33 protein-coding genes and 1 pseudogene are annotated in these 26,646 nt (G+C 62.4%); 25 read left to right on the forward strand and 9 right to left on the reverse strand.

The features are described from left to right. From uvrB to X743_RS140845, 8 genes are all read left to right on the forward strand, one after another. On the forward strand, positions 1–2,851 hold a 2,851-nt coding region (uvrB, locus tag X743_RS140880; protein WP_023768793.1), incomplete at its 5' end, for an excinuclease ABC subunit UvrB. 309 nt (positions 2,852–3,160) lie between these two features. Beyond that, positions 3,161–4,066 carry a DMT family transporter gene (locus X743_RS140875; protein ID WP_023768794.1) on the forward strand — a complete coding sequence of 302 codons (906 nt, stop codon included), beginning with the start codon at positions 3,161–3,163 and terminating at the stop codon, positions 4,064–4,066. Between the two features lie 373 nt (positions 4,067–4,439). Beyond that, positions 4,440–5,966 (forward strand): ABC-F family ATP-binding cassette domain-containing protein, encoded by a 1,527-nt coding sequence (locus X743_RS140870; protein ID WP_031258635.1) that lies wholly within the window; start codon positions 4,440–4,442, stop codon positions 5,964–5,966. Between the two features lie 117 nt (positions 5,967–6,083). Further along, a complete protein-coding gene (locus X743_RS140865; RefSeq protein ID WP_023768796.1) occupies positions 6,084–6,365 on the forward strand; it encodes a type II toxin-antitoxin system RelE/ParE family toxin in 282 nt (93 codons plus the stop codon). 14 nt (positions 6,366–6,379) lie between these two features. Next, positions 6,380–6,679 (forward strand): HigA family addiction module antitoxin, encoded by a 300-nt coding sequence (locus X743_RS140860; protein ID WP_023768797.1) that lies wholly within the window; start codon positions 6,380–6,382, stop codon positions 6,677–6,679. Positions 6,680–6,812: 133 nt separating this feature from the next. Continuing rightward, positions 6,813–6,995, forward strand: a complete 183-nt coding sequence (locus X743_RS140855) for a hypothetical protein (protein ID WP_032923502.1) — start codon at positions 6,813–6,815, stop codon at positions 6,993–6,995. 160 nt (positions 6,996–7,155) lie between these two features. Beyond that, entirely contained in the window at positions 7,156–7,578 is a 423-nt protein-coding gene (locus X743_RS140850; protein WP_023768799.1) for a glyoxalase/bleomycin resistance/extradiol dioxygenase family protein, read from the forward strand. Between the two features lie 196 nt (positions 7,579–7,774). Continuing rightward, positions 7,775–8,128, forward strand: a complete 354-nt coding sequence (locus X743_RS140845; protein ID WP_023768800.1) for a DUF1428 domain-containing protein — start codon at positions 7,775–7,777, stop codon at positions 8,126–8,128. A 35-nt stretch (positions 8,129–8,163) separates the two neighbouring features. On the opposite strand, the gene X743_RS140840 is transcribed toward X743_RS140845, so the two are convergent. Then, entirely contained in the window at positions 8,164–9,801 is a 1,638-nt protein-coding gene (locus X743_RS140840; RefSeq protein ID WP_023768801.1) for a sulfotransferase, read from the reverse strand. Positions 9,802–9,985: 184 nt separating this feature from the next. Beyond that, positions 9,986–10,201, reverse strand: a complete 216-nt coding sequence (locus tag X743_RS140835) for a hypothetical protein (RefSeq protein WP_023768802.1) — start codon at positions 10,199–10,201, stop codon at positions 9,986–9,988. A 328-nt stretch (positions 10,202–10,529) separates the two neighbouring features. Here X743_RS140835 and X743_RS140830 point away from each other — a divergent pair, with 328 nt between their 5' ends. From X743_RS140830 to X743_RS140810, 6 genes are all read left to right on the forward strand, one after another. After that, positions 10,530–10,736, forward strand: coding sequence for a cold-shock protein (locus X743_RS140830; protein ID WP_013893516.1), 207 nt, complete (start codon positions 10,530–10,532; stop codon positions 10,734–10,736). 183 nt (positions 10,737–10,919) lie between these two features. After that, the gene (locus tag X743_RS140825) at positions 10,920–11,189 is read left to right on the forward strand and encodes a hypothetical protein (protein ID WP_023768803.1); all 270 of its coding nucleotides are present in this window, start codon (positions 10,920–10,922) and stop codon (positions 11,187–11,189) included. Further along, positions 11,186–11,452 (forward strand): hypothetical protein, encoded by a 267-nt coding sequence (locus X743_RS140820; protein ID WP_013893514.1) that lies wholly within the window; start codon positions 11,186–11,188, stop codon positions 11,450–11,452. Before X743_RS140825 ends, X743_RS140820 begins: the two co-directional genes overlap by 4 nt. A gap of 44 nt (positions 11,453–11,496) precedes the next feature. Then, positions 11,497–11,634 (forward strand): hypothetical protein, encoded by a 138-nt coding sequence (locus X743_RS1000000173030; protein ID WP_023768804.1) that lies wholly within the window; start codon positions 11,497–11,499, stop codon positions 11,632–11,634. 92 nt (positions 11,635–11,726) lie between these two features. Next, positions 11,727–11,945: a hypothetical protein gene (locus X743_RS140815; RefSeq protein ID WP_023768805.1), complete on the forward strand. Its 219-nt coding sequence runs from the start codon at positions 11,727–11,729 to the stop codon at positions 11,943–11,945. Positions 11,946–12,080: 135 nt separating this feature from the next. Next, positions 12,081–13,646 carry an EAL domain-containing protein gene (locus X743_RS140810; RefSeq protein ID WP_023768806.1) on the forward strand — a complete coding sequence of 522 codons (1,566 nt, stop codon included), beginning with the start codon at positions 12,081–12,083 and terminating at the stop codon, positions 13,644–13,646. Positions 13,647–13,714: 68 nt separating this feature from the next. On the opposite strand, the gene X743_RS140805 is transcribed toward X743_RS140810, so the two are convergent. Then, positions 13,715–14,173: a Kazal-type serine protease inhibitor gene (locus X743_RS140805; protein ID WP_031258636.1), complete on the reverse strand. Its 459-nt coding sequence runs from the start codon at positions 14,171–14,173 to the stop codon at positions 13,715–13,717. 499 nt (positions 14,174–14,672) lie between these two features. Between X743_RS140805 and X743_RS140800 the strand changes: the two genes are divergently transcribed. The 3 genes from X743_RS140800 (at position 14,673) to X743_RS140790 (ending at position 16,012) form a co-directional block, all read left to right on the forward strand. Next, complete coding sequence (locus X743_RS140800) at positions 14,673–14,885, forward strand: cold-shock protein (RefSeq protein WP_006202520.1); 213 nt, start codon at positions 14,673–14,675, stop codon at positions 14,883–14,885. A 300-nt stretch (positions 14,886–15,185) separates the two neighbouring features. Beyond that, the gene (locus tag X743_RS140795; protein WP_008877668.1) at positions 15,186–15,398 is read left to right on the forward strand and encodes a cold-shock protein; all 213 of its coding nucleotides are present in this window, start codon (positions 15,186–15,188) and stop codon (positions 15,396–15,398) included. Between the two features lie 188 nt (positions 15,399–15,586). Beyond that, positions 15,587–16,012, forward strand: coding sequence for a BA14K family protein (locus X743_RS140790; RefSeq protein WP_031250362.1), 426 nt, complete (start codon positions 15,587–15,589; stop codon positions 16,010–16,012). 188 nt (positions 16,013–16,200) lie between these two features. On the opposite strand, the gene X743_RS140785 is transcribed toward X743_RS140790, so the two are convergent. The 3 genes from X743_RS140785 to X743_RS140775 all read right to left on the reverse strand — a co-directional run bounded on the left by X743_RS140785 (position 16,201) and on the right by X743_RS140775 (position 18,372). Next, entirely contained in the window at positions 16,201–16,839 is a 639-nt protein-coding gene (locus X743_RS140785) for an MBL fold metallo-hydrolase (RefSeq protein WP_023768809.1), read from the reverse strand. 179 nt (positions 16,840–17,018) lie between these two features. Beyond that, positions 17,019–17,333 (reverse strand): hypothetical protein, encoded by a 315-nt coding sequence (locus tag X743_RS140780; RefSeq protein WP_013893507.1) that lies wholly within the window; start codon positions 17,331–17,333, stop codon positions 17,019–17,021. A gap of 145 nt (positions 17,334–17,478) precedes the next feature. Further along, on the reverse strand, positions 17,479–18,372 hold the full coding sequence (locus X743_RS140775; protein ID WP_023768810.1) for a branched-chain amino acid aminotransferase: 894 nt from the start codon (positions 18,370–18,372) through the stop codon (positions 17,479–17,481). 261 nt (positions 18,373–18,633) lie between these two features. Between X743_RS140775 and X743_RS140770 the strand changes: the two genes are divergently transcribed. The 6 genes from X743_RS140770 (at position 18,634) to X743_RS01000000169575 (ending at position 24,220) form a co-directional block, all read left to right on the forward strand. Next, complete coding sequence (locus X743_RS140770) at positions 18,634–19,164, forward strand: MarR family transcriptional regulator (protein ID WP_031258637.1); 531 nt, start codon at positions 18,634–18,636, stop codon at positions 19,162–19,164. Next, complete coding sequence (locus X743_RS140765) at positions 19,151–19,870, forward strand: response regulator transcription factor (RefSeq protein ID WP_023768812.1); 720 nt, start codon at positions 19,151–19,153, stop codon at positions 19,868–19,870. The genes X743_RS140770 and X743_RS140765 overlap by 14 nt, the downstream gene beginning before the upstream one ends. A gap of 46 nt (positions 19,871–19,916) precedes the next feature. Then, positions 19,917–21,332, forward strand: a complete 1,416-nt coding sequence (locus X743_RS140760) for an ATP-binding protein (RefSeq protein WP_023768813.1) — start codon at positions 19,917–19,919, stop codon at positions 21,330–21,332. A gap of 278 nt (positions 21,333–21,610) precedes the next feature. Then, the gene (locus X743_RS140755) at positions 21,611–22,633 is read left to right on the forward strand and encodes a glycosyltransferase family 1 protein (protein ID WP_023768814.1); all 1,023 of its coding nucleotides are present in this window, start codon (positions 21,611–21,613) and stop codon (positions 22,631–22,633) included. Positions 22,634–22,756: 123 nt separating this feature from the next. Further along, positions 22,757–23,677: a hypothetical protein gene (locus X743_RS140750; RefSeq protein ID WP_023768815.1), complete on the forward strand. Its 921-nt coding sequence runs from the start codon at positions 22,757–22,759 to the stop codon at positions 23,675–23,677. Positions 23,678–23,821: 144 nt separating this feature from the next. Further along, a complete protein-coding gene (locus tag X743_RS01000000169575; protein WP_031258638.1) occupies positions 23,822–24,220 on the forward strand; it encodes a GFA family protein in 399 nt (132 codons plus the stop codon). On the opposite strand, the gene X743_RS140745 is transcribed toward X743_RS01000000169575, so the two are convergent. The 3 genes from X743_RS140745 to X743_RS0137330 form a co-directional block, all read right to left on the reverse strand. Then, the gene (locus X743_RS140745) at positions 24,217–24,576 is read right to left on the reverse strand and encodes a tRNA-binding protein (RefSeq protein ID WP_023768818.1); all 360 of its coding nucleotides are present in this window, start codon (positions 24,574–24,576) and stop codon (positions 24,217–24,219) included. The genes X743_RS01000000169575 and X743_RS140745 overlap by 4 nt on opposite strands. A gap of 25 nt (positions 24,577–24,601) precedes the next feature. After that, positions 24,602–25,102, reverse strand: a complete 501-nt coding sequence (locus X743_RS140740; RefSeq protein WP_013893499.1) for a YbjN domain-containing protein — start codon at positions 25,100–25,102, stop codon at positions 24,602–24,604. A gap of 344 nt (positions 25,103–25,446) precedes the next feature. After that, positions 25,447–25,749, reverse strand: a complete 303-nt coding sequence (locus tag X743_RS0137330; RefSeq protein ID WP_013893498.1) for an accessory factor UbiK family protein — start codon at positions 25,747–25,749, stop codon at positions 25,447–25,449. Positions 25,750–25,965: 216 nt separating this feature from the next. Here X743_RS0137330 and X743_RS140735 point away from each other — a divergent pair, with 216 nt between their 5' ends. Continuing rightward, positions 25,966–26,205, forward strand: coding sequence for a BrnA antitoxin family protein (locus X743_RS140735; protein ID WP_031258639.1), 240 nt, complete (start codon positions 25,966–25,968; stop codon positions 26,203–26,205). 136 nt (positions 26,206–26,341) lie between these two features. Further along, positions 26,342–26,527, forward strand: a pseudogene (locus X743_RS140730) (prolipoprotein diacylglyceryl transferase family protein); the annotation flags it as partial. Positions 26,528–26,646 lie beyond the last annotated feature (119 nt).

Consider the following 26,646-nt stretch of genomic DNA (forward strand, 5'->3'; position numbering starts at 1 on the left):
GGGCGGCGCGGCCACCGCGCGCGAGCGCACCGCCGCCGGCCTCAACCCGGTCGCCGGCCTCGACGTCTCGCTGGAAGAGGCCGAGACGATGACCTCGAGCGGCGTCACCGCGACGGTGGCCGCCCTCTCCGCACTGATCGAATCCGGCAATCCGCTGCACAAGGACGGCGTGCTGTGGACACCCCACCGCCCTGCCCGGCCGGAAAAATCCGAAGGCGGCATCGCCATCAAGATGGTGTCCGACTTCGAGCCGGCCGGCGACCAGCCGACCGCCATCAAGGACCTTGTCGAAGGCGTCGACAACAACGACCGCACCCAGGTGCTGCTCGGCGTCACCGGCTCCGGCAAGACCTTCACCATGGCCAAGGTGATCGAGGAGACGCAGCGCCCCGCTTTGATCCTGGCGCCGAACAAGACGCTTGCCGCGCAGCTCTATTCCGAGTTCAAGAAATTCTTCCCCGACAACGCGGTGGAGTATTTCGTCTCCTACTACGACTATTACCAGCCGGAAGCCTACGTTCCGCGCACCGACACCTTCATCGAGAAGGAATCCTCGATCAACGAGCAGATCGACCGCATGCGCCATTCGGCGACGCGCTCGCTGCTCGAGCGCGATGACGTCATCATCGTCGCCTCGGTGTCCTGCATCTACGGTATCGGCTCGGTCGAGACTTATACGGCAATGACCTTCCAGATGCAGATCGGCGACCGGCTCGACCAGCGCGCGCTGCTCGCCGACCTGGTCGCGCAGCAATACAAGCGCCAGGACATCAACTTCGTCCGCGGCTCGTTCCGCGTGCGCGGCGACACGATCGAGATCTTCCCGGCCCACCTGGAAGACCGCGCCTGGCGCATCTCGATGTTCGGCGACGAAATCGAGCAGATCACCGAGTTCGACCCGTTGACCGGCCAGAAGACCGGCGAGCTGAAAAGCGTCAAGATCTACGCCAATTCGCACTATGTGACGCCACGCCCGACGCTGAACCAGGCGATCAAGTCGATCAAGGAAGAACTCAAGCAGCGTCTTGTGGAACTGGAACGCGCCGGCCGCCTGCTGGAAGCGCAGCGGCTGGAACAGCGCTGCCGCTTCGACCTCGAAATGCTGGAAGCCACCGGCTCCTGCGCCGGCATCGAGAACTATTCGCGCTATCTCACCGGCCGCCAGCCCGGAGATCCGCCGCCGACCTTGTTCGAATACATTCCCGACAATGCGCTGGTCTTCATCGACGAAAGCCATGTCACCGTTCCGCAGATCGGCGGCATGTATCGGGGCGACTTCAGGCGCAAGGCGACGCTGGCCGAATACGGCTTCCGCCTGCCGTCCTGCATGGACAACCGGCCGCTGCGTTTCGAGGAATGGGACGCCATGCGCCCGCTGTCCGTCGCGGTCTCGGCAACGCCGGGCGGCTGGGAGATGGAGCAGGCCGGCGGCGTCTTCGCCGAGCAGGTTATCCGCCCGACCGGCCTCATCGACCCGCCGGTCGAAGTGCGCCCGGCCAAAAGCCAGGTCGACGATGTCGTCGGCGAGATCCGCGAAACCACCAAGGCCGGCTACCGCACGCTGGTCACCGTGCTGACCAAGCGCATGGCCGAGGACCTGACCGAATACCTGCATGAGCAGGGCGTCCGCGTGCGCTACATGCACTCCGACATCGATACGCTGGAACGCATCGAGATCCTGCGCGATTTGCGCCTCGGCGCCTTCGACGTGCTGGTCGGTATCAACCTTCTGCGCGAGGGCCTCGATATTCCCGAATGCGGCTTCGTCGCCATCCTCGATGCCGACAAGGAAGGGTTCCTGCGTTCGGAAACCTCTCTCATCCAGACCATCGGCCGCGCTGCCCGCAATGTCGACGGCAAGGTCATTCTCTACGCCGACCAGGTCACCGGCTCGATGGAAAGGGCGATGGCCGAAACCAACCGCCGCCGCGAAAAGCAGATGGAATGGAACGCGGCCAACGGCATCACGCCCGAATCGGTCAAGTCGCGCATCTCCGACATTCTGGATTCGGTCTACGAGAAGGACCACGTCCGCGCCGACATCTCGCAGTTCACCGACAGCGCCGGCGCCATGATGGGCAACAACCTCAAGGCCCATCTCGACGCCATGGACAAGCAGATGCGCGACGCCGCCGCCAACCTCGATTTCGAGAAGGCAGCCCGCATCCGCGACGAAATCAAGCGGCTGCGCGAGATGGAACTGTCGATTTCCGACGATCCGCTGGCGCGCGAGGTGGAAGGCCAAAGCCCTGCCTCGGGCCGCGAAAAGGGCAAGCACAACAAGGGCGTGGCCAAACATCGTACGGCGGACGAACAGGAGCGTTTCCGCAAGTTCGAGGAAGCGCGTGCCGCCGAAGAGGCGGCCAAGGCTGCCCGGCCCAACCTCTTCCGCAAGCCTGATCTCGACGAGATGGGCGCCGACGGCGCTGTCCCGGTGAAGAAGCCGCTGTTTGCCAAACCCTCGATCGACGACATGGGCCCCGGCACCGACATGCCGACGCCAGCAGGTGCCGTATCGCGCTCGCTGTTCAAGAAACAATCGGCGTCCGAGGCGCACGGCTCCGACTTCGGCATCCCAGGCGAAGCCACCAAGCCGCTGTTCAAGAAGAACTCGCTTGATGAGATGACGGTGCGGCGCACGGAAAAGCCGGTCGAAGGAAAGCTGCCCGCCAAGCCGCAGCCAATCTCCCCCCAAGCGGGGGAGATGCCCGGCAGGGCCGAGGGGGGCGCGAAGGATCGCGACGACAAACCAATCATTCGCCAGCGCGCCGGCATCGGTTCGTATGAGGATCCCGGCGACGCCCGCCGAGAGAAGCGCCGGCCGGGCAAGACAGGTCGGCCGGGACGGTAGCGGCCTCTTTCCTTCTCCCCCTGTGGGAGAAGGTGGATCGGCGCGATGGCGCCGAGACGGTTGAGGGGTGTTCCAGCGGAGTGAAACGTTGGTATTCCCTGGAGCAAAAATCCACCCGTAAACCACGTCGCCTGAGCTAATGGTTGCGCTTCTCCCCCTGTGGGAAGGCAAAGCGCTCCGCTCCTACCATCCCGCTTCGCCCAGCCGCAACCACCTCTGGACCATGAGCCATTCCTTGCCGCCGAGCGGCGGAAACGATACGCACGGCTGCAATTCCGCTTCTCCACGCAACATTCCGCCGGCCCACCCATGAAACCCAGGGATATCGCCGCCTACGTCTTCCTGGCTATCACCTGGGGCCTGTCCTTCCTCGTCCTGCTCAAGGTGGTGCATGCCTTCGGCTGGGTCGGTGCGGTCACCTTGCGCGCGCTGATCGCCGGCATCACGCTTTTCCTGCTCGCGGCGGCGACGCGGCGGCGGCTCGATTTCAGCGCCGGCTGGCGGCACTTCGCCGTGGTCGGCGCGACGACGGTCGCAGCGCAACTGATCGGCCTGTCCTACGCCACCCCGCGCATCGGCACCGCGATGGCGGCGATCCTCGTTGCCGCGATCCCGCTGTTCTCGATGATCCTCGGCCAATTGTGGGAGCTTGAACGCATCACTGTTCGCGGACTGGCCGGCCTGCTGCTCGGCGCCGCCGGCATCACCGTGCTGGTCGGCTTTCCCGCCGTCCCGATCACGGCACCCTTCGCGTTCGGCTGCGCCGCCTCATTGTTCAGCTCCTTCTCCGCCGCCTTCGGCAGCAACTATGCCAACCGCCATCTGCGCGCGGCCGGCTCTTTCGAACTCACCGGCGCCGCTTTCCTGTTCGGCGGCCTGATGACGTTGCCGCTGCTGTTGGCAGTACCCGTTCCGGCCATGCCACGCCCCGTCGACTTTCTCTACCTCGCCCTTCTCGCCTGCGTGATGAGCGCGCTGACCTACATCGTCTATTTCCGGCTGGTTGCCAGCATCGGCGCCACCAGGACGATCAGCGTCGAATTCGCGGTTACGACGATAGCGGTGCTGGCCGGAACGCTTCTGCTCGGCGAGCAGCTGACCGTCGTCCAGGGCTTCGGCGCGACGGCGATCATCGGCGGCTGCATACTGGTGCTGGACCCGTTCCCGCGCCGGACGGAAGCGGCCGTCTTGCCATCGGCCCAACCTTTGGTGTAACCGCCTCTAGCATGATCCCGAAAAGTGGAATCTGGTTTTCGGGCAAGATCATGCTTTAACAAGAGAACAGAGCCTCGGGCTCTGTACTCGAACGTCTGAAAGGAGGGCTCACGTGTTCACGTTTCATCGTCACCATCGTCAGCGTGGCCCGATTTCTGCCCTGCGAGCTTGCTTGCAGGGCTGACCAGGGACGGTCCGGGTTTTTCCCGCTTCGATTTTTTGGTCTGCCCTTCGTGGTGCTGCAATGCCTGTTCTGATGGCCAGCAAGCGCACCGTCAAAGTGCATCCGGAGTTGTCTCCGGCAAGAGCGCATGACCCCGACAGCCGGATGGTTTCGGAAAGGATCATGCGCCACCAAAAAAGCGAAATCACAATGGCCCTGATCAGCCTCAAATCCCTCGGCGTCACCATGAGTGCGCCGCTGTTTTCCAATCTCGACCTCACCATCGGCACCGGCGACCGGCTCGGCATCGTCGCCGCCAACGGTCGCGGCAAGTCGACCTTGCTCAAATGCCTGACCGGCGAGATGGAGCCGACGTCGGGCGACATCACCCGCACGCGCGGCCTGCGCGTCGGCCATGTCGAACAGTCCGTTGCCCCTGCCTTGCTCGACCGCACCTTCCATCAGGTGGTGGCCGACGCCCTGCCGCCCGAGCAGGCCGACAGTGAGATGTGGCGCGTCGATGTGGTGCTGGATTCGCTTGATGTGCCGGAGGCAATGCGCGAGCGAGAAATGCGCGCGCTGAGCGGCGGCTGGCAGAGGCTGGCGCTGATCGCCCGCGTCTGGGTCACCGATCCGGACGTGCTTTTGCTCGACGAGCCGACCAATCACCTCGACCTCGCCCGCATCAGCCAGTTGGAAAGCTGGATGAACGCGCTGCCGCGCGAGGTGCCTGTCGTCATCGCCAGCCATGACCGCGCCTTCCTCGACGCCACCACCAACCGCACCCTGTTCCTGCGCCCGGAACAGTCGCCGGTGTTTGCGCTGCCCTACTCCCGCGCCCGGCAGGCGCTCGACGAGGTCGACGCCTCGACCGAGCGCAAGTTCCAGCGCGACATGAAGGTGGCGCAGCAACTGCGCCGCCAGGCCGCCAAGCTCAATAACATCGGCATCAATTCGGGCAGCGATCTTTTGACGGTCAAGACCAAGCAGCTCAACCAGCGGGCGGAAAGACTGGAAGAGGCGGCGAATCCGGCGCATCGCGAGAAGTCGGCCGGGGCAATAAGGCTGGCCAATCGCGGCACCCACGCCAAAGTGCTGATCACGCTCGACGATGCGGCGATTGAAACGCCCGACGGCACACTGCTGTTCAAAACCGGCAAGCGCCACATCTGCCAGGGAGACCGCATCGTGCTGCTCGGCCGCAATGGCGTCGGCAAGTCGCGCTTCGTCACCTTGATCCGCAACGCCATCCTCGAGCCGGACACCGTTCAGAATGTGAAGGTGACGCCGTCGACGGTGCTCGGCTACAGCGACCAGGCGCTGTCGGGCATCAGCGGCGACGACACGCCGCTGGCCATGGTCTCTCGCCGCCATGATGTCGGCGAGCAACGCGCCCGCTCGCTGCTTGCCGGTGCCGGCGTGGTCATTGAGATGCAGGAGAAGAAGATCGGCGTGTTATCCGGCGGCCAGAAGGCTCGGCTGATGATGCTGGCGCTCAGGCTCGCCAATCCCAACTTCTATTTGCTTGACGAGCCGACCAACCATCTCGACATCGACGGCCAGGAAGCGCTGGAGGAGGAATTGCTCAAGCACCAGGCAAGCTGCGTGCTCGCCTCGCACGACCGCTCCTTCATCCGCGCCATCGGCAACCGCTTCTGGCTGATCGAGAAGCGGAAGCTGACCGAGGTGGACGACCCGGAGGATTTCTTCCGGGAGGTGGCTGAAGTCACCGGTTGAGCGGAGAAGCGGAACTCCGGCCTGCCGTCGGCAGGTCGGAGGTTCGTATCATTCCATGAGACGTACCGTTGACTCCCGAAACGTATCGTGTGATGGTACGTCCATTGGATTCGACAAATGATACGCTCGTTCAAGGACAAGACCAGTGAGGCCGTTTCGAACGGCAAGTCCCCAAAGGGCTTCCCATCGGACCTTGTCCGATCAGCCCAACGGAAACTGTTCATGATCGACAACGCGACCGAGTTGTCGGACCTGAAGACGCCCCCAGGCAACCGGCTTGAGTCCCTGAAAGGCAACCGTGCCGGTCAGCACTCGATCCGCATCAACGATCAGTTTCGCATCTGCTTTCGCTGGGTGGACGGACAAGCCGAGGACGTCGAGATAACCGACTACCATTGAAGGACAGGTGTCAAATGCTGAACATCAACCCGCCTATCCATCCCGGAGAAATCCTTCGCGAGGAATACCTCGTCCCGCTTGGCCTGAAGCCGTATACGCTGGCCAAGAAGCTGCATGTGCCACGCACACGCATCGAGCGCCTGGCCGGAGAGACGACACCGGTAACGCCCGACACCGCCCTGCGCCTTGCGAAGTTTTTCGGAACCACGCCGCAGTTCTGGATGAACATGCAGGCGAGTTACGATCTTGCCGTGGAGGGAGAGGCCAAGAAAGCCGATCTCGAAACGATCGAACGTTTGGAGACCGCTGCTTAAGGTAAATAGCGCCAGAACAGCCGGTCTCAAGCTGCTCGAAAAAGTTTCAAGAGCTCTGTCGGATCGTCTGAACCTGCCTCGTCCTTGGGATGCCGACACGATGATGCCGGCGTCAAACCAGGGAGAATGCATCATGTCCGTCCTTTCATCCATCGGTCGCATCGCAACCCAATATGCGGCGGCGCGTGCCCGCCACCGCAGCGAACGCATCCTGCTCTCGCTGCCGGCCGAACTGCGCAAGGATATCGGCTTTCCGGAAATCCTGGATGCGCAAGACAGCCGTCGCGCGACGACCTTCTCGGCCAAGATCATATGACCGCGACGAACCGGCCCATGTGCCTGTCGTTCAAACCCTCCGGTTGCCCGGCCTGTCCGGGCCCCGTCTACGAAAAAAATTCCACTGCCATGTAGGATCGCCGTCGTCCCGTGCGTCCTGGGATTGGCAAAGCCAAGCCAAGCGCAAAGAGGAGCAAGAGATGACCGACCAGACCCCCGTTCAGCCCAGGGCAGAAGTGCTCGGCGGATTGACCCCCTATCTGCAGGTGGACGGCGCCTTCAAGGCTGCCGAATTCTACAAAACGGCCTTTGGCGCCGAGCAGGTCTTTGCCTATCCGGCCGACGAGCAGGGCCGCACCATGCACATCCATCTCCACATCAACGGCTCGACGCTGATGCTTTGCGACGCCTATCCCGAACACGGCCATCCGCATCAGAAGGCGCAGGGCTACACGCTGCAGCTCCATCTCGGCGATCGCGATATCGATACCTGGTGGCAGCGCGCCGTCGATGCCGGCTGCGAGGTGGTCACGCCACTGCAAGTGATGTTCTGGGGCGACCGCTGGGGTCAGCTCAACGATCCGTTCGGCGTCGCCTGGGCCATGAATGCGCCGGTGAAATAAGGCGGAAGCTTTTCACCTCTCCCTTGTGGGAGAGGTCGGATTGCCCCGAATTGCCTTTCGCAATTCGGTTGGCAATTCGGGTGAGGGGTAACTTGGCGCCAAGCTGGAACACCCCTCATCCGTCTCGGCGCTGCGCGCCGATCCACCTTCTCCCACAAGGGAAGAAGGAAGAACCCCACCAATGAGGAGTTCCACCATGTCCTATGTCGATGGCTTCGTGCTTGCCGTGCCTAAGGCCAAACTTGACGACTACAAGAAGCTGGCCAACCTCGCAGGCCCCATATGGATGGAACACGGCGCGTTGGCCTATGTCGAATGTGTCGGCGACGACGTGCCCTATGGCGAGGTCACCTCGTTTCCGCGTGCCGTTCAGGCCAAGGACGACGAGGTCGTCATCTTCTCCTGGGCCGTTTACGAATCCAGGCAGAGCCGCGATGCGGTCATGGCCAAGGTGATGGCCGATCCGCGCCTGCAGTCCGACTGGTCGACCATGCCGTTCGACGGCAAGCGCATGATCTTCGGCGGCTTCCAGCCGTTCATGGAGCTTTGAGCAGCTGGCGCAACTGAGCGCCTGATGCCAATCTGTTACCCGCCGAGCTTATCCAGCAGCGGCTTCAGCCTGTCTCCATAACGCTTCCACAGGTCGACCGAGCCCTGATACATCGGCTGGCGCACCTGCGCGGCCGATGCGGTGCGCACAGGCCGGTCTGTCTGGTGGAAAGACAGCACGGCATCGTCCCACGGCAGGCCGAGATAGTCGATGAGCGCCCGGCTCTGCCCTTCCTGGTCGGCGACGAAATCCTCGTAGCGCACGTCGTGCACGACACCCGGCAGCACACTGTGCCAATGCGCCATGATGTCGGTGTAGAGATTATGGAAGTCGGCGAGTTCGCCGAGATCATAGCCGTAGCGATGGCTGTCGCCGCGGAAATGCACCTTGTAGATCGACAGGCAGGTCGCCGCCGCATCGCGGGCGCAATGGATGATCCTGGCCTTTGGCATCATCATGTGGATGAAGCCGACGAGCAGGAAGTTGCCCGGCATCTTGTCGGTGACATGGCGCATATGCGGGAAGCGGGCGTGCAGCATGTCGAGATAGGCCCGGCCTGCCTCGGCGAAATCCGAATCGTCCGTATCCGATACGCCCCAGGGGAAGCCGCCCGGCATCGTCGCCGGGAACTGCTTGCCGACCGCCTTCTTCAGGATGCTGAGCTCGCCCGCGCCATGGACCTGCGGATGACTGGCGATGATCTGCTCGACCAGCGTCGTACCCGAACGCGGCATGCCGACGATGAAGATCGGCGCGTCATCGGTGATCGGGCTCTGCTTGTGCCGTTCGAAGAAGCCGGCATCGAACACCGACTTCATCGCCTCGAATTCCGCGCGCGTCCTGACGGGATCATAGTTGATCCCCTTGCGGCGAATGGCATTGCCTTCGGTGAAATAGTCGAAGGCCCTGTTGTAGTCCTTCAGATCGTCGTTGGCCTTGCCGAGCCCGAAGGACAGCTGCATGCGTGCCAGACTGTCCTGCGGCGCCTTGGCATGCTGGGCTTCCATGCCGGCCAATTCGGCATCGCGCTCCTGCTGTCGCTTGACCTGCGCCAGCATCAGCCAGGCCGTGGCCATGCCGGGATTGACCGCCAACGCCTGCCGGAACAGATCCGCAGCTTCGTCGAGCTTGCCCTTTTCCATCAACCCGACGCCGAGCCCGTGCAACAGATCGGCATCCTTGGGGCGGATGGTCAGTGCCTCCTGGAAAACCGCCAGCGCCTCGTCCAGCCGCCCGGCCTCCTGGAGCGTTTCGGCAAGCCCGATGCGGGCGCGAACATGAAATGGGTTGCGTGCGACCGTGCCACGATAGATATCTTCGGCCTCCTCGAACTGGCCGACCTGCTTCAGCGACGAACCGAGATTGTCGCGCGCGGCGAGCTGGTCCGGCCGCAGATCCACCGCGCCACGTAAGAAATCGATGGCCGCGGCAGGACGGCCTAGATCGCGCATCACCGTGCCGAAATTGTTGAGGAAGTCGGGATTCGTCGGCTGCAACTGCACCGATTGTTCGATGAGATCCAGCCCTTCGTCGCTGCGCCCGGTCTGGTGCAGCAGCAATCCCAGGAAATGCGCCGCGGCCGCGTGCTTGGGCTGACGCGCCAGCACCTGCCGGTAGATCGCCTCGGCTTCCTGACGGCGCCCGGCCTGATGGAGTTGCAGCGCCTGCTGCACATACTGGTCGAGCCCCAGCGGCGGCTGTCCGCCAGCGCCAGACCTCGCTCCCGCACCCGCCGCTCTTCTCTGATCTCTGTTAATGGGAAACCTGCCGTGTTTGTCCGCCTGCCGCGATCTAAGCCATTGGCGCGGCGGGTTCAAGGCTTTGCGTGGTTCCCAGCCCTATCCGTCGTGAGGGCGATCAGATCAGACGATTGGTCTCGGCAACCTGCCTGGCCCGCCTCACGGTGCCATCGGTGTCGGCGATCGTTCGCCGTGCCGCCTCATCGCTCAGCCGTGCCGACTTGACGATCATCGGCTGGCCGGTGGGGCCGACAGCAATGGCATGTATGGTGGTCGGCTTGATGATCGGATTGACCGCCGCGGTCTTTCCCCTTGAGCTTCTTGTGTAAATCATGGATTTGTCCTCGTTCCGTAGTAAATAAAAATACCTGAGCCCGGGAAATATCCCCGTGCACCGTCAGAATTTTTTGAAATATTTTGCAACCATAGCAGAATTATATTGGTATTTATAGCGATCTATTTTTTACCGAAGGCGGGCGGATTTCATGAATCATCTTGAAGACGCCGCCCAGCCGATCTATGTATAACAGGCATCGTTTGGGCCAGAATTGGCATCTCGCGGCGTCAGAGGTTCTCGACCCGCCAATCTCATACCAAATCATCGATACCGGGCGCGCGGCACATTGGCCGTGCGACGATTTCTCAATCCGCGAAAGACATCCATGAACACCGGAACCGTGAAATTCTACAATGGCCAGAAGGGCTTTGGCTTCATTCAGCCAGCCGACGGCGGCAAAGACGTTTTCGTCCATGTCAGCGCATTGGAGCGCGCCGGTTTCCCGGGTCTCGCCGAAGGCCAGAAGCTGCAATTCGAGTTGGAGCGTGACGCCAAGGGCCGCGAATCGGCCGCCAATTTGCAACTGATCTGATCCGGCCGAATTCGATGAACGCTGACCACGGATGTACTGGCAGCTCTCGAAAGCGGCTTATTTCCAGCGATAGCCGGAAATAGGAAAGCGGGGCTCGTCCCCGCTTTTTTGCCTTCAGGATCGCCGTTTCGCATGCACCCCAAGGCGTAAATATCAAGGCGCAAAACTATCAAGGCCAGGACAATGCCGGACCGCACCACCCATTCCATCGCCCATTTCACCGCACCGTTCATACTCGGCGGGCTGGAGGGCCAATTGCCGGCTGGCGATTACGACATCGATCACGACGAAGAGCTGGTCGAAGGCATGTCGCGGCTTGCCTGGCGCCGCGTCGCCACCTTCATCCATCTGCCGGCAAGGGTGGTGAAGAACCCGCCCACCAGCCAGCTCGTCGCCATCGATTACCTGGACCTCGAAACAGCGCTGAAGCGCGACCGGGAGAATGCAGCATGATCCGTTTCCAGCCGAATGCGCGACCGCGCAACGACACCCCCTCGCACCTCTTTGCCGTTGGCCAGACCGTGCGCATGAAAGGCCGTGGCGGCCTTCTCCTCAAGACCGCGGACCTGTTCGAAATCAAGAGCAGGTTGCCGGTGAAGGACGGTTCCCCGCAATACCGCATCCGCAGCGAACACGAGACCCATGAGCGGGTTACCACGGAAGACAATCTCGAACCGGCCGACAATCCGATTGTTGCCAGCAATCCGATTGTCTGAGACCGCGCCAAACGCCAAACCAACACGCATGAGGAGCAGCCAAGATGGCCAAGGGTCAGCAGCGAAGCAATCGCGAGACGCGCAAGCCGAAGAAGGACAAGGTGGTAGCCAAGGCCGCCTCCCCGTTCGGCTCGTCGGTCAAGCAGGCGGAGAACGGCCTGAAGCCGAAGTCCAAGGGCTGACGAACTAGGGGGCGCCTCGTGTGCCCCTCTCCGCCTTCTGCTTAAGGCGGCGGCCCCAACAGGCCCATGCAACGCTTGCCACGGAGGCTTGCTTGAACTTCGTCATCGAGTTCTACCGGTCGCGTGACGCCGAGGAAGCGACGCTCGACAGAGTGTCGCTGGAAGCGCCGACCTTGCGTGCCGCGCTGCAAGGTGCGACCGCGCTGTTCCACAGCCTGGCCATGCCGCAAATTCCCGATCGCCTGCGCATTTCCGATGAAAACGGCAGCGAACTTTATGCCGGGCCGGCCGATGGAACCTATCCGGCCTAGACGAGAAGCATTTGCTGCATGACCCTATTAAAGTTGACGTAAGGACGAGGCCATAAGATCCGCCTGAACGCGGCCGCCAACCGGGGCCGAGGCATTGTGGGCCGCGGCGCGATCGTCGGCCAAGGCAGGAGGCACATGGACAGGTCTCGCATCATCGTGACGGCGGTGGTGCTGGCCTTGCTCGGCGCCATCGTGCCCATCGCCGCGATGTTTCACCTTTCATGGACCCAGGCCGTCCAGAACGAATACGAACGGCTGCACCAGTTCGCCAGCCGCGCCATCGCCAGGGCCGACATGTCGCTCGATGAGGCGAACGATGCCTTGCGGCAGATAGACCGGTTCAGCGGCATCCCCTGTTCGGCGGAGCACATAGCCCGCATGCGGCAACTTACCATCAACACGCGCACCATCGAGGAAATGGGCTATTTTGAAAATGGCCTGCTCAAATGCTCGTCGTGGGGACCGACCGAGGGCCGCGTCGCGCGTTCCAGGCCGGATTTCATCACCAGTGACGGCATCGCCGTAAGCGCCCGCATGCAGCCGGTGATGAGCGTGGGCCATACGCTGATGGCGCTGCAGTTCAAGCACCACAACGCCCTGGTCGATCCGGTGCGCTTTGCCGACGTCGTCGTTGATCCCGGTGTCCAGCTCGCTTTGACGACGAAAACCGGCATCCTGCTCGGCACGCTGAACGGCCCCGATCCGGCGCGGGTTGAAAAGATCATCGCCGGTCCTGAGGAAGGCATCGACGACGGCCTTTTGTTTGCCACCGCGCGCGGCACCGGCTGGATCGCCGTCGCCACCGAACCGGAAAGCCAGATTCTGGACAGCGTGCGCCGGCAGCAGCTTTTGCTCCTCCCGCTCGGCGCCTTCATTGCCGCCTTCATCATCGGCATGGTCGTCTGGTTTTCCCGAAGACGGCTTTCACCCCTGGGAGAGTTGCAGATCGCCGTGCGCAAGCGCGAGTTCATCGTGCACTATCAGCCGATCGTCGACCTCAAGACCGGCAGGTGCGTCGGCGCCGAAGCGCTGGTGCGCTGGAAGCGCCCGGACGGCTCCCTGGCCCGGCCCGATCTTTTCATTCCGCTTGCCGAGGAGAGCGGCCTGATCACCGCCATTACCGACCAGGTGATCGCGCTCGTCGTGTTCGACCTGAACAACCTTCTGGTTGCCGACCGCTCCATTCACATCGCCATCAATCTCAGCGCGGCGGATGTCGGCACGGAGCGGGTTCTGCCAATTATCGCCAAGGCGCTGCAGCACACCGGGATCCAGCCGCAGCAAATCTGGCTCGAGGCGACCGAGCGCGGCTTCGTGGATATCGAGGCGGCTCGATCCGCGCTTGCGCGTGCTCGCGAACTTGGCCATGCGGTGGCGATCGACGACTTCGGCACCGGCTACTCGAGCCTCTCCCATCTCGAAGGCCTGCCGCTCGATGCGCTCAAGATCGACAAGGCGTTCATCGACACGATCAGCACGAATTCCGCCACCAGTTCGGTGACGCCGCACATCATCGACATGGCCAAGACGCTGAAGCTGACGATCGTCGCCGAAGGCGTCGAAACCCAGGCGCAGGCCGACTACCTCGTCGAACGCGGCGTCGAATATGGCCAAGGCTGGCTGTTTGCGAAGCCCATGCCCGCGGCCGAATTCATTGCCTATTGCCGGCGGGCAGAGATACGGCCGCGTGGCGGCCGCTGAGCAGCCTGCGCCCTCTCCCGATCCATGGGAGAAGGCGCAAGCCTAGGCTTTCAGCACGGCCTGTGTTTTCAGCACGGCCCGTCACCAACCACACGATAGTCCGCGGCGCGGGCTTCGCAGGCATTGGGGAAGCTGCGCATCTCGCCATGCCGGCGGGCGCAGACGGGAGCGTATTCGCGGGTGCAGAATGTCTGCTCTTCGCCACCGCCACCGCCACCGCCACCACCGCCACCACCGCCACCACCGCCGTCATCGCGGCAGGGACCGTCACGCACGATGCGGTAGCCGGCGCGGTCGGCAAGGCAGGCATTGGCGAAGGTCTGGCGGTCACCACCGCGCCGGGCACAGACCGGCTCGTATTGCTTGGTGCAGAATTGCGGCTCGGGCCGCGGTGGTCGCGGACGCGGCCCCGGCCCGTCATCGACGACGACGGTGCAGGCGGCCAGAAGCGCCGACAGGAACAGGACGGCCAACCCTTGCCTGGAGCCAAACCCTAGTCTGGAGAAAAATGACGCCAGAAATTTCATGCTGATCTCTCCCTCGATCCCATCCCTGATGATGATCCTCGCAATTCGCCCTCCAAATGCAACCCCCGTTTGCAGCCCGCACGGCAAACCGCGACGGGCGTGGCGGTGACCGGTCCGCGCCTCCGGTGTCGCTGGCCTATGCTTGACCATGGCCGTGGGCCGATGACCCGCCCGGCAACGAGGCCTATCTGCGGCCGATCGACGTTCAGATCGGTCGATTCTTGCGTCGGGATGCGCCCAATGTGGCGGCCCGCGACGCTATCTTGCAACCTTCACGTTTCCGTGCGATAAATTCCGTGTTCGGGCATTTGCGACCCGGAGAGCGGAACGTTTTGGACGACCTTTCCCCGATACTGTGAATCTCTGACGGCCCCGTTTTTCGGCGGGGGGTTTGACCATGCGCCAATGCATGACTGCCGAAAGCAACCACCGGGAACTGCCCTCGACGCCAGTGGCGGGCAGGACCACCAAAGACTGAACGGGTGAAGGAGTTTCCCCAATGGCCCAGACCGGCACCGTTAAATTCTTCAACGCGACCAAAGGCTTCGGTTTCATCACGCCCGACGGCGGCGCCAAGGACGTGTTCGTCCATATTTCCGCGATCGAGGCCTCGGGCCTGCGCACGCTGGTCGACGGCCAGAAGGTCACTTTCGACGTCGAGCCGGATCGCATGGGCAAGGGCCCGAAGGCCGTCAACCTGCGCGCGGCCTGAACCGTCGACGCGTCGCACGTCCCTGTGGATGTGCGAACGAGGCACCAGGGCTTGGCCCTGGGCATGCAAACAGTTTTTGGAAGGCGCGATGATTTTTCGTCGCGCCTTTTTCATGTCGGCGACGCAGCTTGAATGCACGTTGCCCAAAACCGGATCCGGTTTTGGGTCAACGACATGCATCACAACGCTTTAAGTGCCTGTAAAACTTTCTCTTGCCGATGACGCTAAAATAAAGGACAAATTTCCTCTCGGGCATTTGCCGGCCCGAGACTGGAGTTTATGGGATCAAAGGAGCTTCCCATGCCGCAGACCGGCACCGTCAAATTCTTCAACCATGCCAAGGGCTTCGGCTTCATCACGCCGGACGATGGCGCGAAGGATGTCTTCGTCCATATTTCGGCCGTGCAGGCGTCGGGTCTTCCCGGTCTCGAAGATGGGCAGAAAGTGACATTCGACACCGAGCCGGACAAGCGCGGCAAGGGCCCCAAGGCCGTCAACCTGTCGGTCGGCTGAGCCGGCTTCGGATACAGGTCGGCTCGGCGGGCCGGTTCTGCTCAATTGCGAGCGTGTTTTTTGGCGCTTTTGGATCGACCCGTCGAAATCCGTTCAGCCTCCGTTCAGCCACGGTCGCATATTAGTCTTTGGTAAAGCCGGACCGCATCCCCTGCAAAACTGCACGGCCCGGTACGAAGGAGACCAAGATGAACCGAATTTTCAAGACAGCCGTGCTGTCCGCCGCCGTGGTCGCCACCACGCTCGCGACCTTGCCCGCCGCCAACGCGCGTGACTGGCGCCATCACCGCCACGGCAATGGCGATGCCGTTGCCGCCGGCGTCCTCGGCCTCGCCGCCGGTGCCCTGATCGGTGGCGCGTTGGCCAACGACCGGCCGCCACCCGACGCTGACCGCTACTACGATGACGGTTACTACGATCGTGACGTCGTGGTGCGCCCGGCCCCGGTCCGCCGCTACTACGCGGAGCCGCGGGTGGTCTATGCCGACCGTTATGCCGAACCGTGGACGCGTGACTGGTACGAGTACTGCTCGGACCGCTACCGCAGCTTCAACTCGCGTACCGGCACTTTCACCGGCAATGATGGCGAACAGCATTTCTGCACCGCCAACTGAGTGCATGTCGCCCAAAAGTGCGCAGCGGTTTTGGGATAACGACTTGCACAAGATAGAATTTCAAAGCGCGAAAGCGCTTTAGGGCTTCCCTGCCCCACAAAAAAGCGCTGGCTGCAAGGCTGGCGCTTTTTTGTTGTGCTGACCGCTTCGAAACCTTCTGAAGCGGCTCTGATCCAGTCCGACGGATTTCAAGTCAGGAACGGATTGGTCCTGCGCTCCTCGCCAAAGCGGCCGCCGGGACCATGGCCGCAGATGAAGCCGATATCGTCGCCGAGCGGCAGCAGCTTGTCCTTGATCGACGCGATCAGCGTCGCGTGGTCGCCGCCCGGCAGGTCGGTGCGGCCGACCGAGCCGTGGAACAGCACGTCGCCGACATGGGCGAACTTGGCCGCGCGGTTGTAGTAGACGACATGGCCAGGCGCATGACCCGGGCAGTGCAGCACTTCGAACACATGGCCGCCGAACGATACGGTTTCGCCCTCGGTGAGGAACCGGTCGGGAACGCAATCGCGCGAACCGTCGATGCCGTAACGCCTGCCCTGGTTCGCCAGATTGTCGAGCAACGGCTTGTCGGCCGCATGCGGACCGATGATTTCGATACCGAGCGCCTCCTTCAAGTCCATCGCGCCGCCGGCATGGTCGATGTGGCCGTGGGTGATCCAGATCGCCCCGGCCGTGATCGCATTGTCCTTCAGCACCGCCAGCACCTTGTCGATGTCGCCGCCCGGATCGACGACCACACCGTGCTTGTCGTCCATATCGAACAGGATGGTGCAGTTCTGCTGGAACGGTGTGACCGGCACGATGCCGGCATTGAGCTGACCCATGATCGTCCTTTCGCTATCTCGGCCGTCATGTAGAGGCAGCGGCGAAGGGCGTCCACCCTCGAGGGGACGAACAGCCACTCACTTCAACGACAGGAATTGCGCTTCAACGACAGAAATGGCGCTTCAAAACAGAAATGGGCGGCCGAAGCCGCCCACTTGGCCAGCCCGAGGTGACAGGCTTATTTCTTCATGGCGCCCATGACCGCGCCGAGAATGCCGGTCAGGATCGCGCCGCCACCGGCGCCGCCGACGATGTTCTGCAGGTTGAGCGCGCTGCCGAGACCGCTCGTTGCCGCCGCTGCCGCTGCCGGATCGACCGTGCCGCCGAGCAGGCTGCCGAGGATGGCCGCGCCGCCGACGCCGCCAATGGCGCCGCCCAGGATTTTGGGAAGCTGACCCATCGCTGCCGTCTTGAGCGCCGCACCGACCGCCTGACCACCGATGATGCCTGTAATCACCTGTATAATGATCGGAAGAAGCGTGTTCATGTCCATATGGTTAGTCCCTCCATAGCTGCCAGCCTCCCGGGCCGACAGCATCATGAGACGCCGAATTGGACGAAAGTCAAATGCAGAAACGCTGAAATAAAAGGGGCGATCCGAAAACCGCCCCTGCTTGCGAAAAAAGCTGTGACTTTCGTTATTCTGCAGCGATCGCGTGCTTCGGCTGAACCGCGACAGAATAGTCGTTCATGAGATTCTTTGCGATTTCACCAACCTCGAATCGGTAAGGCCCGATCTCCGAAACCGGCGTTACTTCCGCTGCCGTCCCGGTCAGGAAACATTGCTCGAAGCCCTCGAGCTCTTCCGGCATGATTGCACGTTCGATGACCTCAAGGCCGCGATCCTTGGCTAGGCCAATGACCGTGCGGCGAGTGATGCCATCGAGGAAGCAGTCGGGCTTGGGTGTATGGATCTTGCCGTCCTTGACGAAGAAGATGTTGGCGCCGGTTGCTTCCGCGACTTGCCCGCGCCAGTCGAGCATCATGGCGTCGGCATAACCCTTGGCCTCGGCGGCGTGCTTGGACATGGTGCAGATCATGTAGAGGCCGGCGGCCTTCGACTTGGACGGCGCGGTGCGCGGGTCGGGCCGGCGCCATTCCGCGATGTCGAGACGGATACCCTTCAGCTTCTGCGCCGGATCGAAATAGCTCGGCCACTGCCAGATGGCGATGGCGCAGTTGATGCGGTTGTTCTGGGCCGAAACGCCCATCTGCTCGCTGCCGCGCCAGGCGATCGGCCTGACATAGGCGTCCTGGAAACCCTGCTTCTTCAACAGCGTGGTCGAGGCGTCGTTGAGCTCGGCGACCGAATAGGGAATCTTGAAGCCGAGCAGGCGCGCCGATTCATGCAGGCGCTCGGTATGCTCGTTGAGCTTGAAGATCTCGCCGCCATAGGCGCGCTCGCCCTCGAAGACGGCGCTGGCATAGTGCAGGCCGTGCGTCAGCACGTGGATCTTGGCGTCGCCCCACTGGACGAACTCGCCGTTCATCCAGATGAAGCCGTCCAGTTGGTCGAAGGGAACGGATGCCATGGTAACCTCCCGCGGGCCGCGGCCCGCATATCTTTAGTGTCGTTGCGTGTTCTTTTTGGCCGTGCCATGTGATTGGAGACGCCGGCCGGTGTCTCGAAGCGTAAGCGGATATTCACGCTCTGGCAAACTCAGGAAGTTCCGGAAAAACCGGCTTGCCTTGCCTTTTCGTTCGCAATCCGCCCAAAAGCTTGTCAAAAATTACCATTGCAGGGAAATTAGGTCAATAGTACTGACATAATATCCCTTTCCCATGGAGAAATGATGACGGATCGAAGCCACGCAGGGAAACCGATCAGGACCGCGATCACCGACGAGGACGGCATCGACTTCGCCATCATCGAGCTGTTCTTCTTCGCCTATCGCGACTTCACCTCCGATCCCGATCAGATCCTGGCCGATTACGGCTTCGGCCGTGCCCACCACCGGGTGCTGCATTTCGTCAACCGCAGGCCGGGCCTGACGGTCGCCGAACTGCTCGATGTGCTCAAGATCACCAAGCAGAGCCTGGCGCGCGTGCTCAAGCAACTGATCGACACCGACCACGTCGTGCAATTGCAAGGTCCGCGCGACCGCCGCCAGCGCGAACTCTATCCGACGGCCAAGGGCCGTGCGCTGGCTCTGGCCCTGGCGCGGCCACAGTCGCGCCGCATCCGTGCTGCATTGGAAGATTCCGGAGCCACCGAACGGACCTTGGTGGAACGCTTCCTCGAAGCGATGGTCAATCCGGAACTGAGAGCTCAGATCGACGTTGGGTCCGCAAAAATGTCAGGGAAAAGCCATGGAGAGCACTGAGAGGGTCGATCAGGCGGCCGCACCGGACGACGACGCGCCGCATCTGCTTGTGGTCGACGACGACACCCGCATCCGCAATCTTCTCAAGCAATATCTGACCGAGAACGGCTTTCGCGTTACCGTTGCCGGCAATGCCGACGAAGCCCGGCGCAAGCTCGCCGGCCTCGATTTCGACCTGCTCGTGCTGGACGTGATGATGCCGGGCGAAAGCGGCGTCGATCTCACCAAATCGTTGCGCGCCGAAAAGAACGTGCCGATCCTGATGCTGACGGCGCTGTCGGAGACAGACAGCCGCATCTCCGGACTGGAGGCCGGCGCCGACGACTATCTGCCAAAACCCTTCGATCCGCGCGAGCTGATCCTGCGCATCAACAACATCCTGCGCCGCGGCGGCCCGTCGACGACGCCCAAGGTCGAACAGCTGGTCTTCGGCCCCTACACCTTCCAGATCGCCCGACGCGAACTGAAGCGCGGCGGCGAGGCGCTGAAGCTGACCGACCGCGAGCAGGAGATCCTGGCGATCTTCGCCGCGCGCGCCGGCGAGACCATTCCGCGCCACGAACTGGTCGGCGACGATTCGGAGGTCGGTGAGCGCACCATCGACGTCCAGATCAACCGGCTGCGCCGCAAGATCGAGCGTGATCCGTCCAACCCGGTCTGGCTGCAGACCGTGCGCGGTATTGGGTATCGGCTCAGCGTGGAATAGAGTACCGGCGGCGGCCTGAATTGCGGCCGGCGGATGAAAAGAGCCAATGGCGACCACGGAACTGGAACAGCCGGAAAATGACGCCTTGAGCGCACGCGCCACGCGAACGCTCAAGACGGTGCCGCGCATCTGGAACCGGTTCTGGCGCCTCGTTTCTTTTTACATGCCCAAGCGCCTCTATGCGCGCTCGCTGATCATCGTCATTGCGCCGATGATCCTTCTGCAATCGGTCGTCGCCTTCGTCTTCATGGAGCGTCATTGGGCGACCGTGACGCAGCGCCTGTCGCAGGCAACCGTGCGCGACATCGCAGCCATCATCGATCTGATCGAGACCTATCCGCACGATGCCGACTACGCCAACATCATCCGCATCGCGCAGGACCGCATGCAGTTGAAGGTCGACCTCTTGCCGCCCGATCCCCTGCCGCCGCCCGGTCCGAAACCATTTTTCTCGATCCTCGACGACGTCCTCTCGTCCGAGATTACCCGCCAGATCAACCGCCCGTTCTGGATCGACACTGTCGGCAATTCCAACATCGTCGAGGTGCGCGTCCAACTCGAGGGCAAGGTGCTGCGCGTCTTCGTGCGCCGCAGCCAGGCCTATGCCTCGAACACCCACATCTTCCTGATCTGGATGGTCGGTACCTCGCTGGTGCTGCTGATGATCGCCATCCCCTTCCTGCGCAACCAGATCCGGCCAATCCTGACGCTTGCCGAAGCCGCCGAGAGCTTCGGCAAGGGCCGGCCGATGCCGCGCGATTTCCGTCCGCGCGGCGCCGAGGAGGTGCGGCGTGCCGGCTTTGCCTTCATCCAGATGCGCGAGCGCATCGAGCGCCAGATCGAACAGCGAACCGCCATGCTCACCGGCGTCAGTCATGACCTGAGAACCATCCTCACCCGCTTCAAGCTGCAGCTGGCGCTGGCCGGCGGCAAGGCCGACACCAAGGCGGCCCTCAACCAGGACATCGACGACATGCAGTCGATGCTGGAAGGCTATCTCTCCTTTGCCCGCGGCGAAGCCTCGGAAGATCCGGGACGCTTCGACCTCGAAGCTTATTTCCAGAAACTCGGCGAAGAAGCGGCCCTGCGCAAATGCAAACTGTCGACGACGCTTTCCGGCGATCCGACCGTGCATGTGCGGCCGAATGCCTTCGCCCGGCTGTTGTCCAACGTCATCGGCAATGCCTTCCGCTATGCCAAGACGGTGGAGGTCACCGCCGACCACGGACGTGGCTCCCTCGTCGTCACCGTCGACGATAACGGTCCCGGCATTCCGATCGACAGGCGCGAGGACGTGTTCAAGCCCTTCGTACGGCTTGACGAGGCCCGCAACCTCGATGCCAGCGGCACCGGGCTGGGCCTGTCGATCGCCCGCGACATTGCCCGCAGCCATGGCGGCGACATCACCCTCGACGACAGTCCGCTCGGCGGATTGCGGGCCGTGATCAAGGTTCCGGCCTGACCGCGGCACGATCCCGGAAAGTAGAACCGGCTTTTCTCGGACAAACGGAAATCGTTTGTCCAGAGATCATGCCCAACCGGAAGGCTGCTTCATCCGCCCGTCATGAAATCATGATCAAGAGCACGCATGAAACGCGCGACTACACTTGATTCGTCCTTGCCGCCTCACTTCGATCCCGTACCCGCCAAGGTGCGCTGGAGCCAAGCGCGGGCGGCGGGCTGGTCGCCGTTCCGGCATCGTCTCAACGCAACCGCCGACCTTTCCAGCAAAGGGCCGCCATGCGCATCTTGATGGTCACCGACGCCTGGCGCCCGCAAATCAACGGCGTCGTCCACACGCTGGAGCGGCTCACCGAAACCCTGAAGTCCTTCGACGTCGCGGTCGATTTCCTGACACCCAACATCTTCCGCACGCTGCCCTTGCCGACCTATCCCGACATCAGGCTGGCGTTGACCACGCCCGGCCACGTCGCGCGGCTGATCGATGCCTACAAGGCCGACCACATCCATATCGTCACCGAAGGGCCGCTCGGCATCATGGCGCGGCGCTATTGCCGCAATGCCGGCCGCCCGTTCACCACCAGCTACCACACGCGCTTTCCTGAATATCTCAGCGCCCGGCTGCCGGTGCCGGAAAGCTGGGCCTATCGCTGGCTTCGTGATTTCCACAATTCCGGCCAGGGCACGCTGGTCGCCACCCAGTCGCTCGCCGACGATCTCTCGGCGCGCGGCTTCAACAAGCTGCGGCCGTGGACGCGCGGCGTCGATACCGACCATTTCCGCCCGGACAAGCGCAAGGACCTCGGCTTTCCCGGCCCCGTCTTCCTCTGCGTCGGCCGCGTCGCCATCGAAAAGAACCTTTCCGCCTTTCTCGACCTCGACCTGCCAGGCAGCAAGGTGATCGTCGGCGAGGGACCGGAACTCGCCAAGCTTAGGGCAAGGTACCCGCAGGCGCATTTCCTTGGCCACCGCCCCAATGACGAACTGGCCGAGATCTATGCCTCTGCCGACGTCTTCGTCTTCCCCAGCCGCACCGACACCTTCGGCAACGTCATCATCGAGGCGCTGGCCAGCGGCACGCCGGTGGCCGCCTATCCGGTGACCGGGCCGATCGACATCGTCGGCGACGGCTTTGGCGGCGCGGTCTCGAACGATTTGCGCGAGGCAGCGCTTGCCGCCCTCAACGTCGACCGCTCTCAGGCTCGCGAACGCGCCATGCGCTACAGCTGGAAGGCTTGCGCCGAAATGTTCCTCGATGCGGTCGAGGAAGCGCTGGGCAGGACGCGCAAGCTGGCGGCCTGATGGAGCTGGCGCGCTGCGATGCATCGCGATCGTGCGCGGCGGGCTTCGATCTCCGCGAGCGCGCTTCTTGCGAGAGCTTGTGCAACCGTTCCGTGCGGTGCATTATTGTGCGCGTGTGGGGGATTGGCGCCGATTTCAACGCTGGACGAGTTGCCTGCCGTAACGCCGAAGCGCCGCCTGTTGCGCATCGGCAAGACCGTCGCGAGAGTGTTCGGCTATTGCCGTGCGAACGCCTGGCCACTTTTCGTGGCCGCCTGGTTTCCCTGCTTCCTGACGACGCTCTGTCTGATTGTGCTTGCTTTTGTTCTCTTTGCCGATCCGAGACAGGCGCCCACCTGGCTTCTATCGCGAGGCTTTGACCCCAGGACTTGGCTTTCCGCCATTGTTGCCGCGCCGTTCTCGGGAATGGTCTTTGCGTTCGTTCTGGATCGCATGGCGAACGCGCCCGAGCCCGGCCGTGTCGTTGTTCGGCGCGGCATTGAGAGCGTCAAACACTTTGCGATCCCGGGCATGCGCCTTGAGTTCGGTCAGCGGATTCTTGTGGCTGCGTTGCTGCTCGCTGTCGTCCAGCTCCTTTGCGGCTTTGCCGTCGCCAGTGAGCACGGACTGCTCGTTGCCGGCCTGATGGCCACACGTGACCTACCGCTCAGCCCCGAGGATGTCGCGCCTTGGGCGTCGGCGATAGGAGTCTTCAACGTCTTCGTTGGCGGTATCGTGCTAGCCTGGACATATCTGTTCGTCGGCGATTTTCTCTGGACGGGATCGTTTGATCCAATCGGATGCTGGCGTGCACTCGATGGCAATCATCTGCGTTTCGTCGCCATTATGTTCATCGTTCTCGCGACAGTCGCCATACTCAAATATGGGCTGATCCTGGCCGCAGCCTTGGTCCTGATTCCTGCGGATGCCGCGGCGCCCTCCTTCTTGAACCTCATGCTGATGCATTTCGGCCTGGCATGGCCGTTCGACCTCCTGCATCTCGTGCTCTCAGCCGCAACGGTCGGAACCATTCTCGGCGCGTTCCGGCCCCAGCCTGCTCGCTAATCCCAGAGCAGAGGCAACGCCTCGCGAACGCGAGGACAATCGCTAGCGCCGAATGTCGGAATTGGGCACCAGCTCGGCGCATTTCGTGGCGCCTTCCTCACGCCCAGGCATGAAGCTGTCCTTGTTGAGCCAAGGAGAACTTGCATGCGTGGTCATTGCTTATGTGGCGCTATTGCTTTCGAAGTCGATGGCCCGGCACGGGCCTGCGTGGTCTGTCATTGTGAAAGTTGTCGGCGGCAATGTTCTGCGCCGATGACCACCTATATTGGCGTCTTGAACGGCCAATGGCGATGGCTGGGTAAGCTACCGAAGGTATTCAACTCTTCTCCCGGTGTGGAAAGAACATTTTGTGATCACTGTGGCTCGCCGTTGTCCTTCCGCTCAAAGAACATGTCTGATGTCATGCATTTTTTTACGGCAGCGATGGAGGAGCCAGAAAAATTTGCACCTACGCTGCATGTGGCTTTTGAGGAGAAGCTCCCTTGGTTGAAGCTCGCCGACAACCTGCCGACCCGTTTTGGGCCTGACTATACGAAAGACTAAAACAGCCGCCCGCCGTCCGGCACCTTGCGCTCGATGGCGCCGAGCACTACGGCGCCCTCCTCGTCGGGAAAACCCAGCGTCAGCACTTCCGACATGAACGGTCCGATCTGGCGCGGCGGGAAATTGACCACCGCGAACACCTGCCGGCCGACAAGCGTTTCCGGCGTATAGTATTTGGTGATCTGCGCCGACGACTTCTTGATGCCGATGTCGGATCCGAAATCGATCTTCAGCTTGAACGCCGGCTTGCGCGCTTCCGGAAACGGTTCGGCCTCGACGATCGTGCCGGCGCGGATGTCGACACGATCGAAATCGGCAAAACTGATCTGCGGCTTGCGCTCGCTGCTCGAACTCATCTCGGTCTTGTCTGCCTACAGGGGTTCAGGCGTTGCCATAGGTCTCGAACAGCACGCCGGCCAGCGCGTCCTTGGCCGAGGTTCCCGACCAGACGACGAACTGGAACGCCTGGAAGTAGCATTCGCAAGCTTCCAGCGCCGAGGACAAGAGCACCTCGACCTGCTGGCTCGACGGTTCGACCCCGCCGGCCAAGAGCAGCGACTGGCGGAACATGATCGCGCCTTCCTGCTCCCAGAGATCGAAATGGCCGAACAGCATCTGCTCGTTGATCAGCGACAACAGCCGCATCACTTCCAGCGCGCGGGTCTCCGGCACCTTGATGTCGAAGGCGCAGGCCAGATGCAGCGCCTCGAAATCCTCCATCCAGGAGAAGGACACGTGATAGTCGGTCCAGCTGCCAGCGACCGAGATCGAAATCTCGTCGTCGCCTGCCCGTTCGAAGGACCAGTCGTTGTTGTGGGCCACCTGCTCGATAACATCCACCGGATGGATTTCGCGGGAGAATTCGAGTTCGAGAAGTTCCATGGAATGCTTCCTGTCGTTCTGAGGAGCGCCGCCACACGCTCCGCGGGAGGGCACACACAACGAACAATCTGATCTAGAACTCGGACGGCCAGGACTTTCTTCGCGCCAAAGACTGCTTCTCGACGCAAAGACCCCAGACCGGACCCCACCGCCCGGCCGCATGACCCTGCTCCGAATCATGCAACAAATTCAGTCTATTGATCGGGAGTCGCGTGAACAGCCCAATTTTTCGCACTGCGGCATTCGCATGTGGAAAGGCGCTGTCGCAAAGATTCATGCAATGCCGTTAAGCGATTCACGGCAAAGCGCTTTTCAGACTCGCACTATGTGGAAAAGTTTAACGATTATTTTTTTGCGCGAGGCTTTGCCGCCGCCGCCGGTGCGGCATCACCGGCCAGTTCGGCGAGCCTGGCTTCGAGCGATTCAATACGGGCGGCAAGCCGGGCATTCTCGTCCCGGGCCTTGGCGGCCATCTCGCGCGCGGCCTCGAATTCCTCGCGCTGCACCACGTCCATCGTGTTGAGGATACGCTCGGCCTGCCCCTTGAAGGCGGTCTCGACCTCGCGCCGAACGCCTTGCGCGGCACCCGCGGCATCGGTCATCAACTTGGCGAATTCATCGAGAATGCGGTTCGGTCCGGTCGACATGGCAAATCCTCGGTTGCTGAAATTGACGTAGTGGCGCGGCGCGCCGAATGCAAGAAGGTTGAGGGCTGGTGCGGCCTCTGCGTTGCTATGGCGCATGGCAGTGCCATGCTTGTAAGAAGCTCTCAGGCGGCGCAAAAGCTGTACTTGAGGGCTCCAGATCGCCTATTGTGTTCTCATCTCCTACCGCGTCAAGCACATCTCAGTCAGGGTCAACCAATGGCAACGCCCCCGCGCCGACCGACAAATCCGATGGCAGCCGCCGAAGCTGCCTTCAAACCGGTGAAGAAGCCGGCACCGCCAATTCGCGAAGCTTCGGCCGCGCCGAATGTCCGCGAGCTGGTTTCGATCCGGATCGACCGGGCCGTACTCGATCATTTCCAGGAAGATGGCCCCGGCTGGCAGGACAGGATCAACGACGCGTTGCGGCAGTTGGTGGCCGACAAGCCTCGGGATTGAGCGCACCGCCTGCACGGCGCGATGGGCCTGCAAGGGTGATCCGATCCGACCTTTGACGCCGACCACCTTGCCTTGACCCTGCCAAAACCCTGCCGCATGGTCCGCGCCCAAACGCGTTCGCAACCGAGAGCCCCCGTTGAACGAATATTTCCTGCTGCCGCTGGCCTCGCTGCCGTTTCCAAACATAGACCCGATCCTCATCCAGATCGGGCCGCTGGCGGTGCACTGGTACGGCGTCGGCTACATCGTCGGCATCCTGTTCCCCTGGTGGTATGCCAAACGGCTCGCCGCCAACCCGAAGCTGTGGCCCGACGGCCTCCTGGCCGGCATCTGGGCGATGGCAACCGCCAAGCCGGTGACGCAAGCAGAGCCGCAGGCGACATGACGCGGCTGAAGACCCGNCTGGGCGATGGCAACCGCCAAGCCGGTGACGCAAGCAGA

Origin of the sequence: Mesorhizobium sp. LNHC232B00, assembly GCF_000502435.1 — a bacterium.
Classification (GTDB): Bacteria; Pseudomonadota; Alphaproteobacteria; order Rhizobiales; family Rhizobiaceae; genus Mesorhizobium; species Mesorhizobium opportunistum.

Bases quoted from the DNA above. Each gene is read 5' to 3' on its own strand.
- X743_RS140875 (WP_023768794.1), top strand. From the start codon at position 3,161: ATGAAACCCAGGGATATCGCCGCCTACGTCTTCCTGGCTATCACCTGG.
- X743_RS140870 (WP_031258635.1), top strand. From the start codon at position 4,440: ATGGCCCTGATCAGCCTCAAATCCCTCGGCGTCACCATGAGTGCGCCG.
- X743_RS140865 (WP_023768796.1), top strand. From the start codon at position 6,084: ATGATACGCTCGTTCAAGGACAAGACCAGTGAGGCCGTTTCGAACGGC.
- X743_RS140860 (WP_023768797.1), top strand. From the start codon at position 6,380: ATGCTGAACATCAACCCGCCTATCCATCCCGGAGAAATCCTTCGCGAG.
- X743_RS140855 (WP_032923502.1), top strand. From the start codon at position 6,813: ATGTCCGTCCTTTCATCCATCGGTCGCATCGCAACCCAATATGCGGCG.
- X743_RS140850 (WP_023768799.1), top strand. From the start codon at position 7,156: ATGACCGACCAGACCCCCGTTCAGCCCAGGGCAGAAGTGCTCGGCGGA.
- X743_RS140845 (WP_023768800.1), top strand. From the start codon at position 7,775: ATGTCCTATGTCGATGGCTTCGTGCTTGCCGTGCCTAAGGCCAAACTT.
- X743_RS140835 (WP_023768802.1), bottom strand. From the start codon at position 10,201: ATGATTTACACAAGAAGCTCAAGGGGAAAGACCGCGGCGGTCAATCCG.
- X743_RS140830 (WP_013893516.1), top strand. From the start codon at position 10,530: ATGAACACCGGAACCGTGAAATTCTACAATGGCCAGAAGGGCTTTGGC.
- X743_RS140825 (WP_023768803.1), top strand. From the start codon at position 10,920: ATGCCGGACCGCACCACCCATTCCATCGCCCATTTCACCGCACCGTTC.
- X743_RS140820 (WP_013893514.1), top strand. From the start codon at position 11,186: ATGATCCGTTTCCAGCCGAATGCGCGACCGCGCAACGACACCCCCTCG.
- X743_RS1000000173030 (WP_023768804.1), top strand. From the start codon at position 11,497: ATGGCCAAGGGTCAGCAGCGAAGCAATCGCGAGACGCGCAAGCCGAAG.
- X743_RS140810 (WP_023768806.1), top strand. From the start codon at position 12,081: ATGGACAGGTCTCGCATCATCGTGACGGCGGTGGTGCTGGCCTTGCTC.
- X743_RS140805 (WP_031258636.1), bottom strand. From the start codon at position 14,173: ATGAAATTTCTGGCGTCATTTTTCTCCAGACTAGGGTTTGGCTCCAGG.
- X743_RS140800 (WP_006202520.1), top strand. From the start codon at position 14,673: ATGGCCCAGACCGGCACCGTTAAATTCTTCAACGCGACCAAAGGCTTC.
- X743_RS140795 (WP_008877668.1), top strand. From the start codon at position 15,186: ATGCCGCAGACCGGCACCGTCAAATTCTTCAACCATGCCAAGGGCTTC.
- X743_RS140790 (WP_031250362.1), top strand. From the start codon at position 15,587: ATGAACCGAATTTTCAAGACAGCCGTGCTGTCCGCCGCCGTGGTCGCC.
- X743_RS140785 (WP_023768809.1), bottom strand. From the start codon at position 16,839: ATGGGTCAGCTCAATGCCGGCATCGTGCCGGTCACACCGTTCCAGCAG.
- X743_RS140780 (WP_013893507.1), bottom strand. From the start codon at position 17,333: ATGGACATGAACACGCTTCTTCCGATCATTATACAGGTGATTACAGGC.
- X743_RS140775 (WP_023768810.1), bottom strand. From the start codon at position 18,372: ATGGCATCCGTTCCCTTCGACCAACTGGACGGCTTCATCTGGATGAAC.
- X743_RS140770 (WP_031258637.1), top strand. From the start codon at position 18,634: ATGACGGATCGAAGCCACGCAGGGAAACCGATCAGGACCGCGATCACC.
- X743_RS140765 (WP_023768812.1), top strand. From the start codon at position 19,151: ATGGAGAGCACTGAGAGGGTCGATCAGGCGGCCGCACCGGACGACGAC.
- X743_RS140760 (WP_023768813.1), top strand. From the start codon at position 19,917: ATGGCGACCACGGAACTGGAACAGCCGGAAAATGACGCCTTGAGCGCA.
- X743_RS140755 (WP_023768814.1), top strand. From the start codon at position 21,611: ATGCGCATCTTGATGGTCACCGACGCCTGGCGCCCGCAAATCAACGGC.
- X743_RS01000000169575 (WP_031258638.1), top strand. From the start codon at position 23,822: ATGCGTGGTCATTGCTTATGTGGCGCTATTGCTTTCGAAGTCGATGGC.
- X743_RS140745 (WP_023768818.1), bottom strand. From the start codon at position 24,576: ATGAGTTCGAGCAGCGAGCGCAAGCCGCAGATCAGTTTTGCCGATTTC.
- X743_RS140740 (WP_013893499.1), bottom strand. From the start codon at position 25,102: ATGGAACTTCTCGAACTCGAATTCTCCCGCGAAATCCATCCGGTGGAT.
- X743_RS0137330 (WP_013893498.1), bottom strand. From the start codon at position 25,749: ATGTCGACCGGACCGAACCGCATTCTCGATGAATTCGCCAAGTTGATG.
- X743_RS140735 (WP_031258639.1), top strand. From the start codon at position 25,966: ATGGCAACGCCCCCGCGCCGACCGACAAATCCGATGGCAGCCGCCGAA.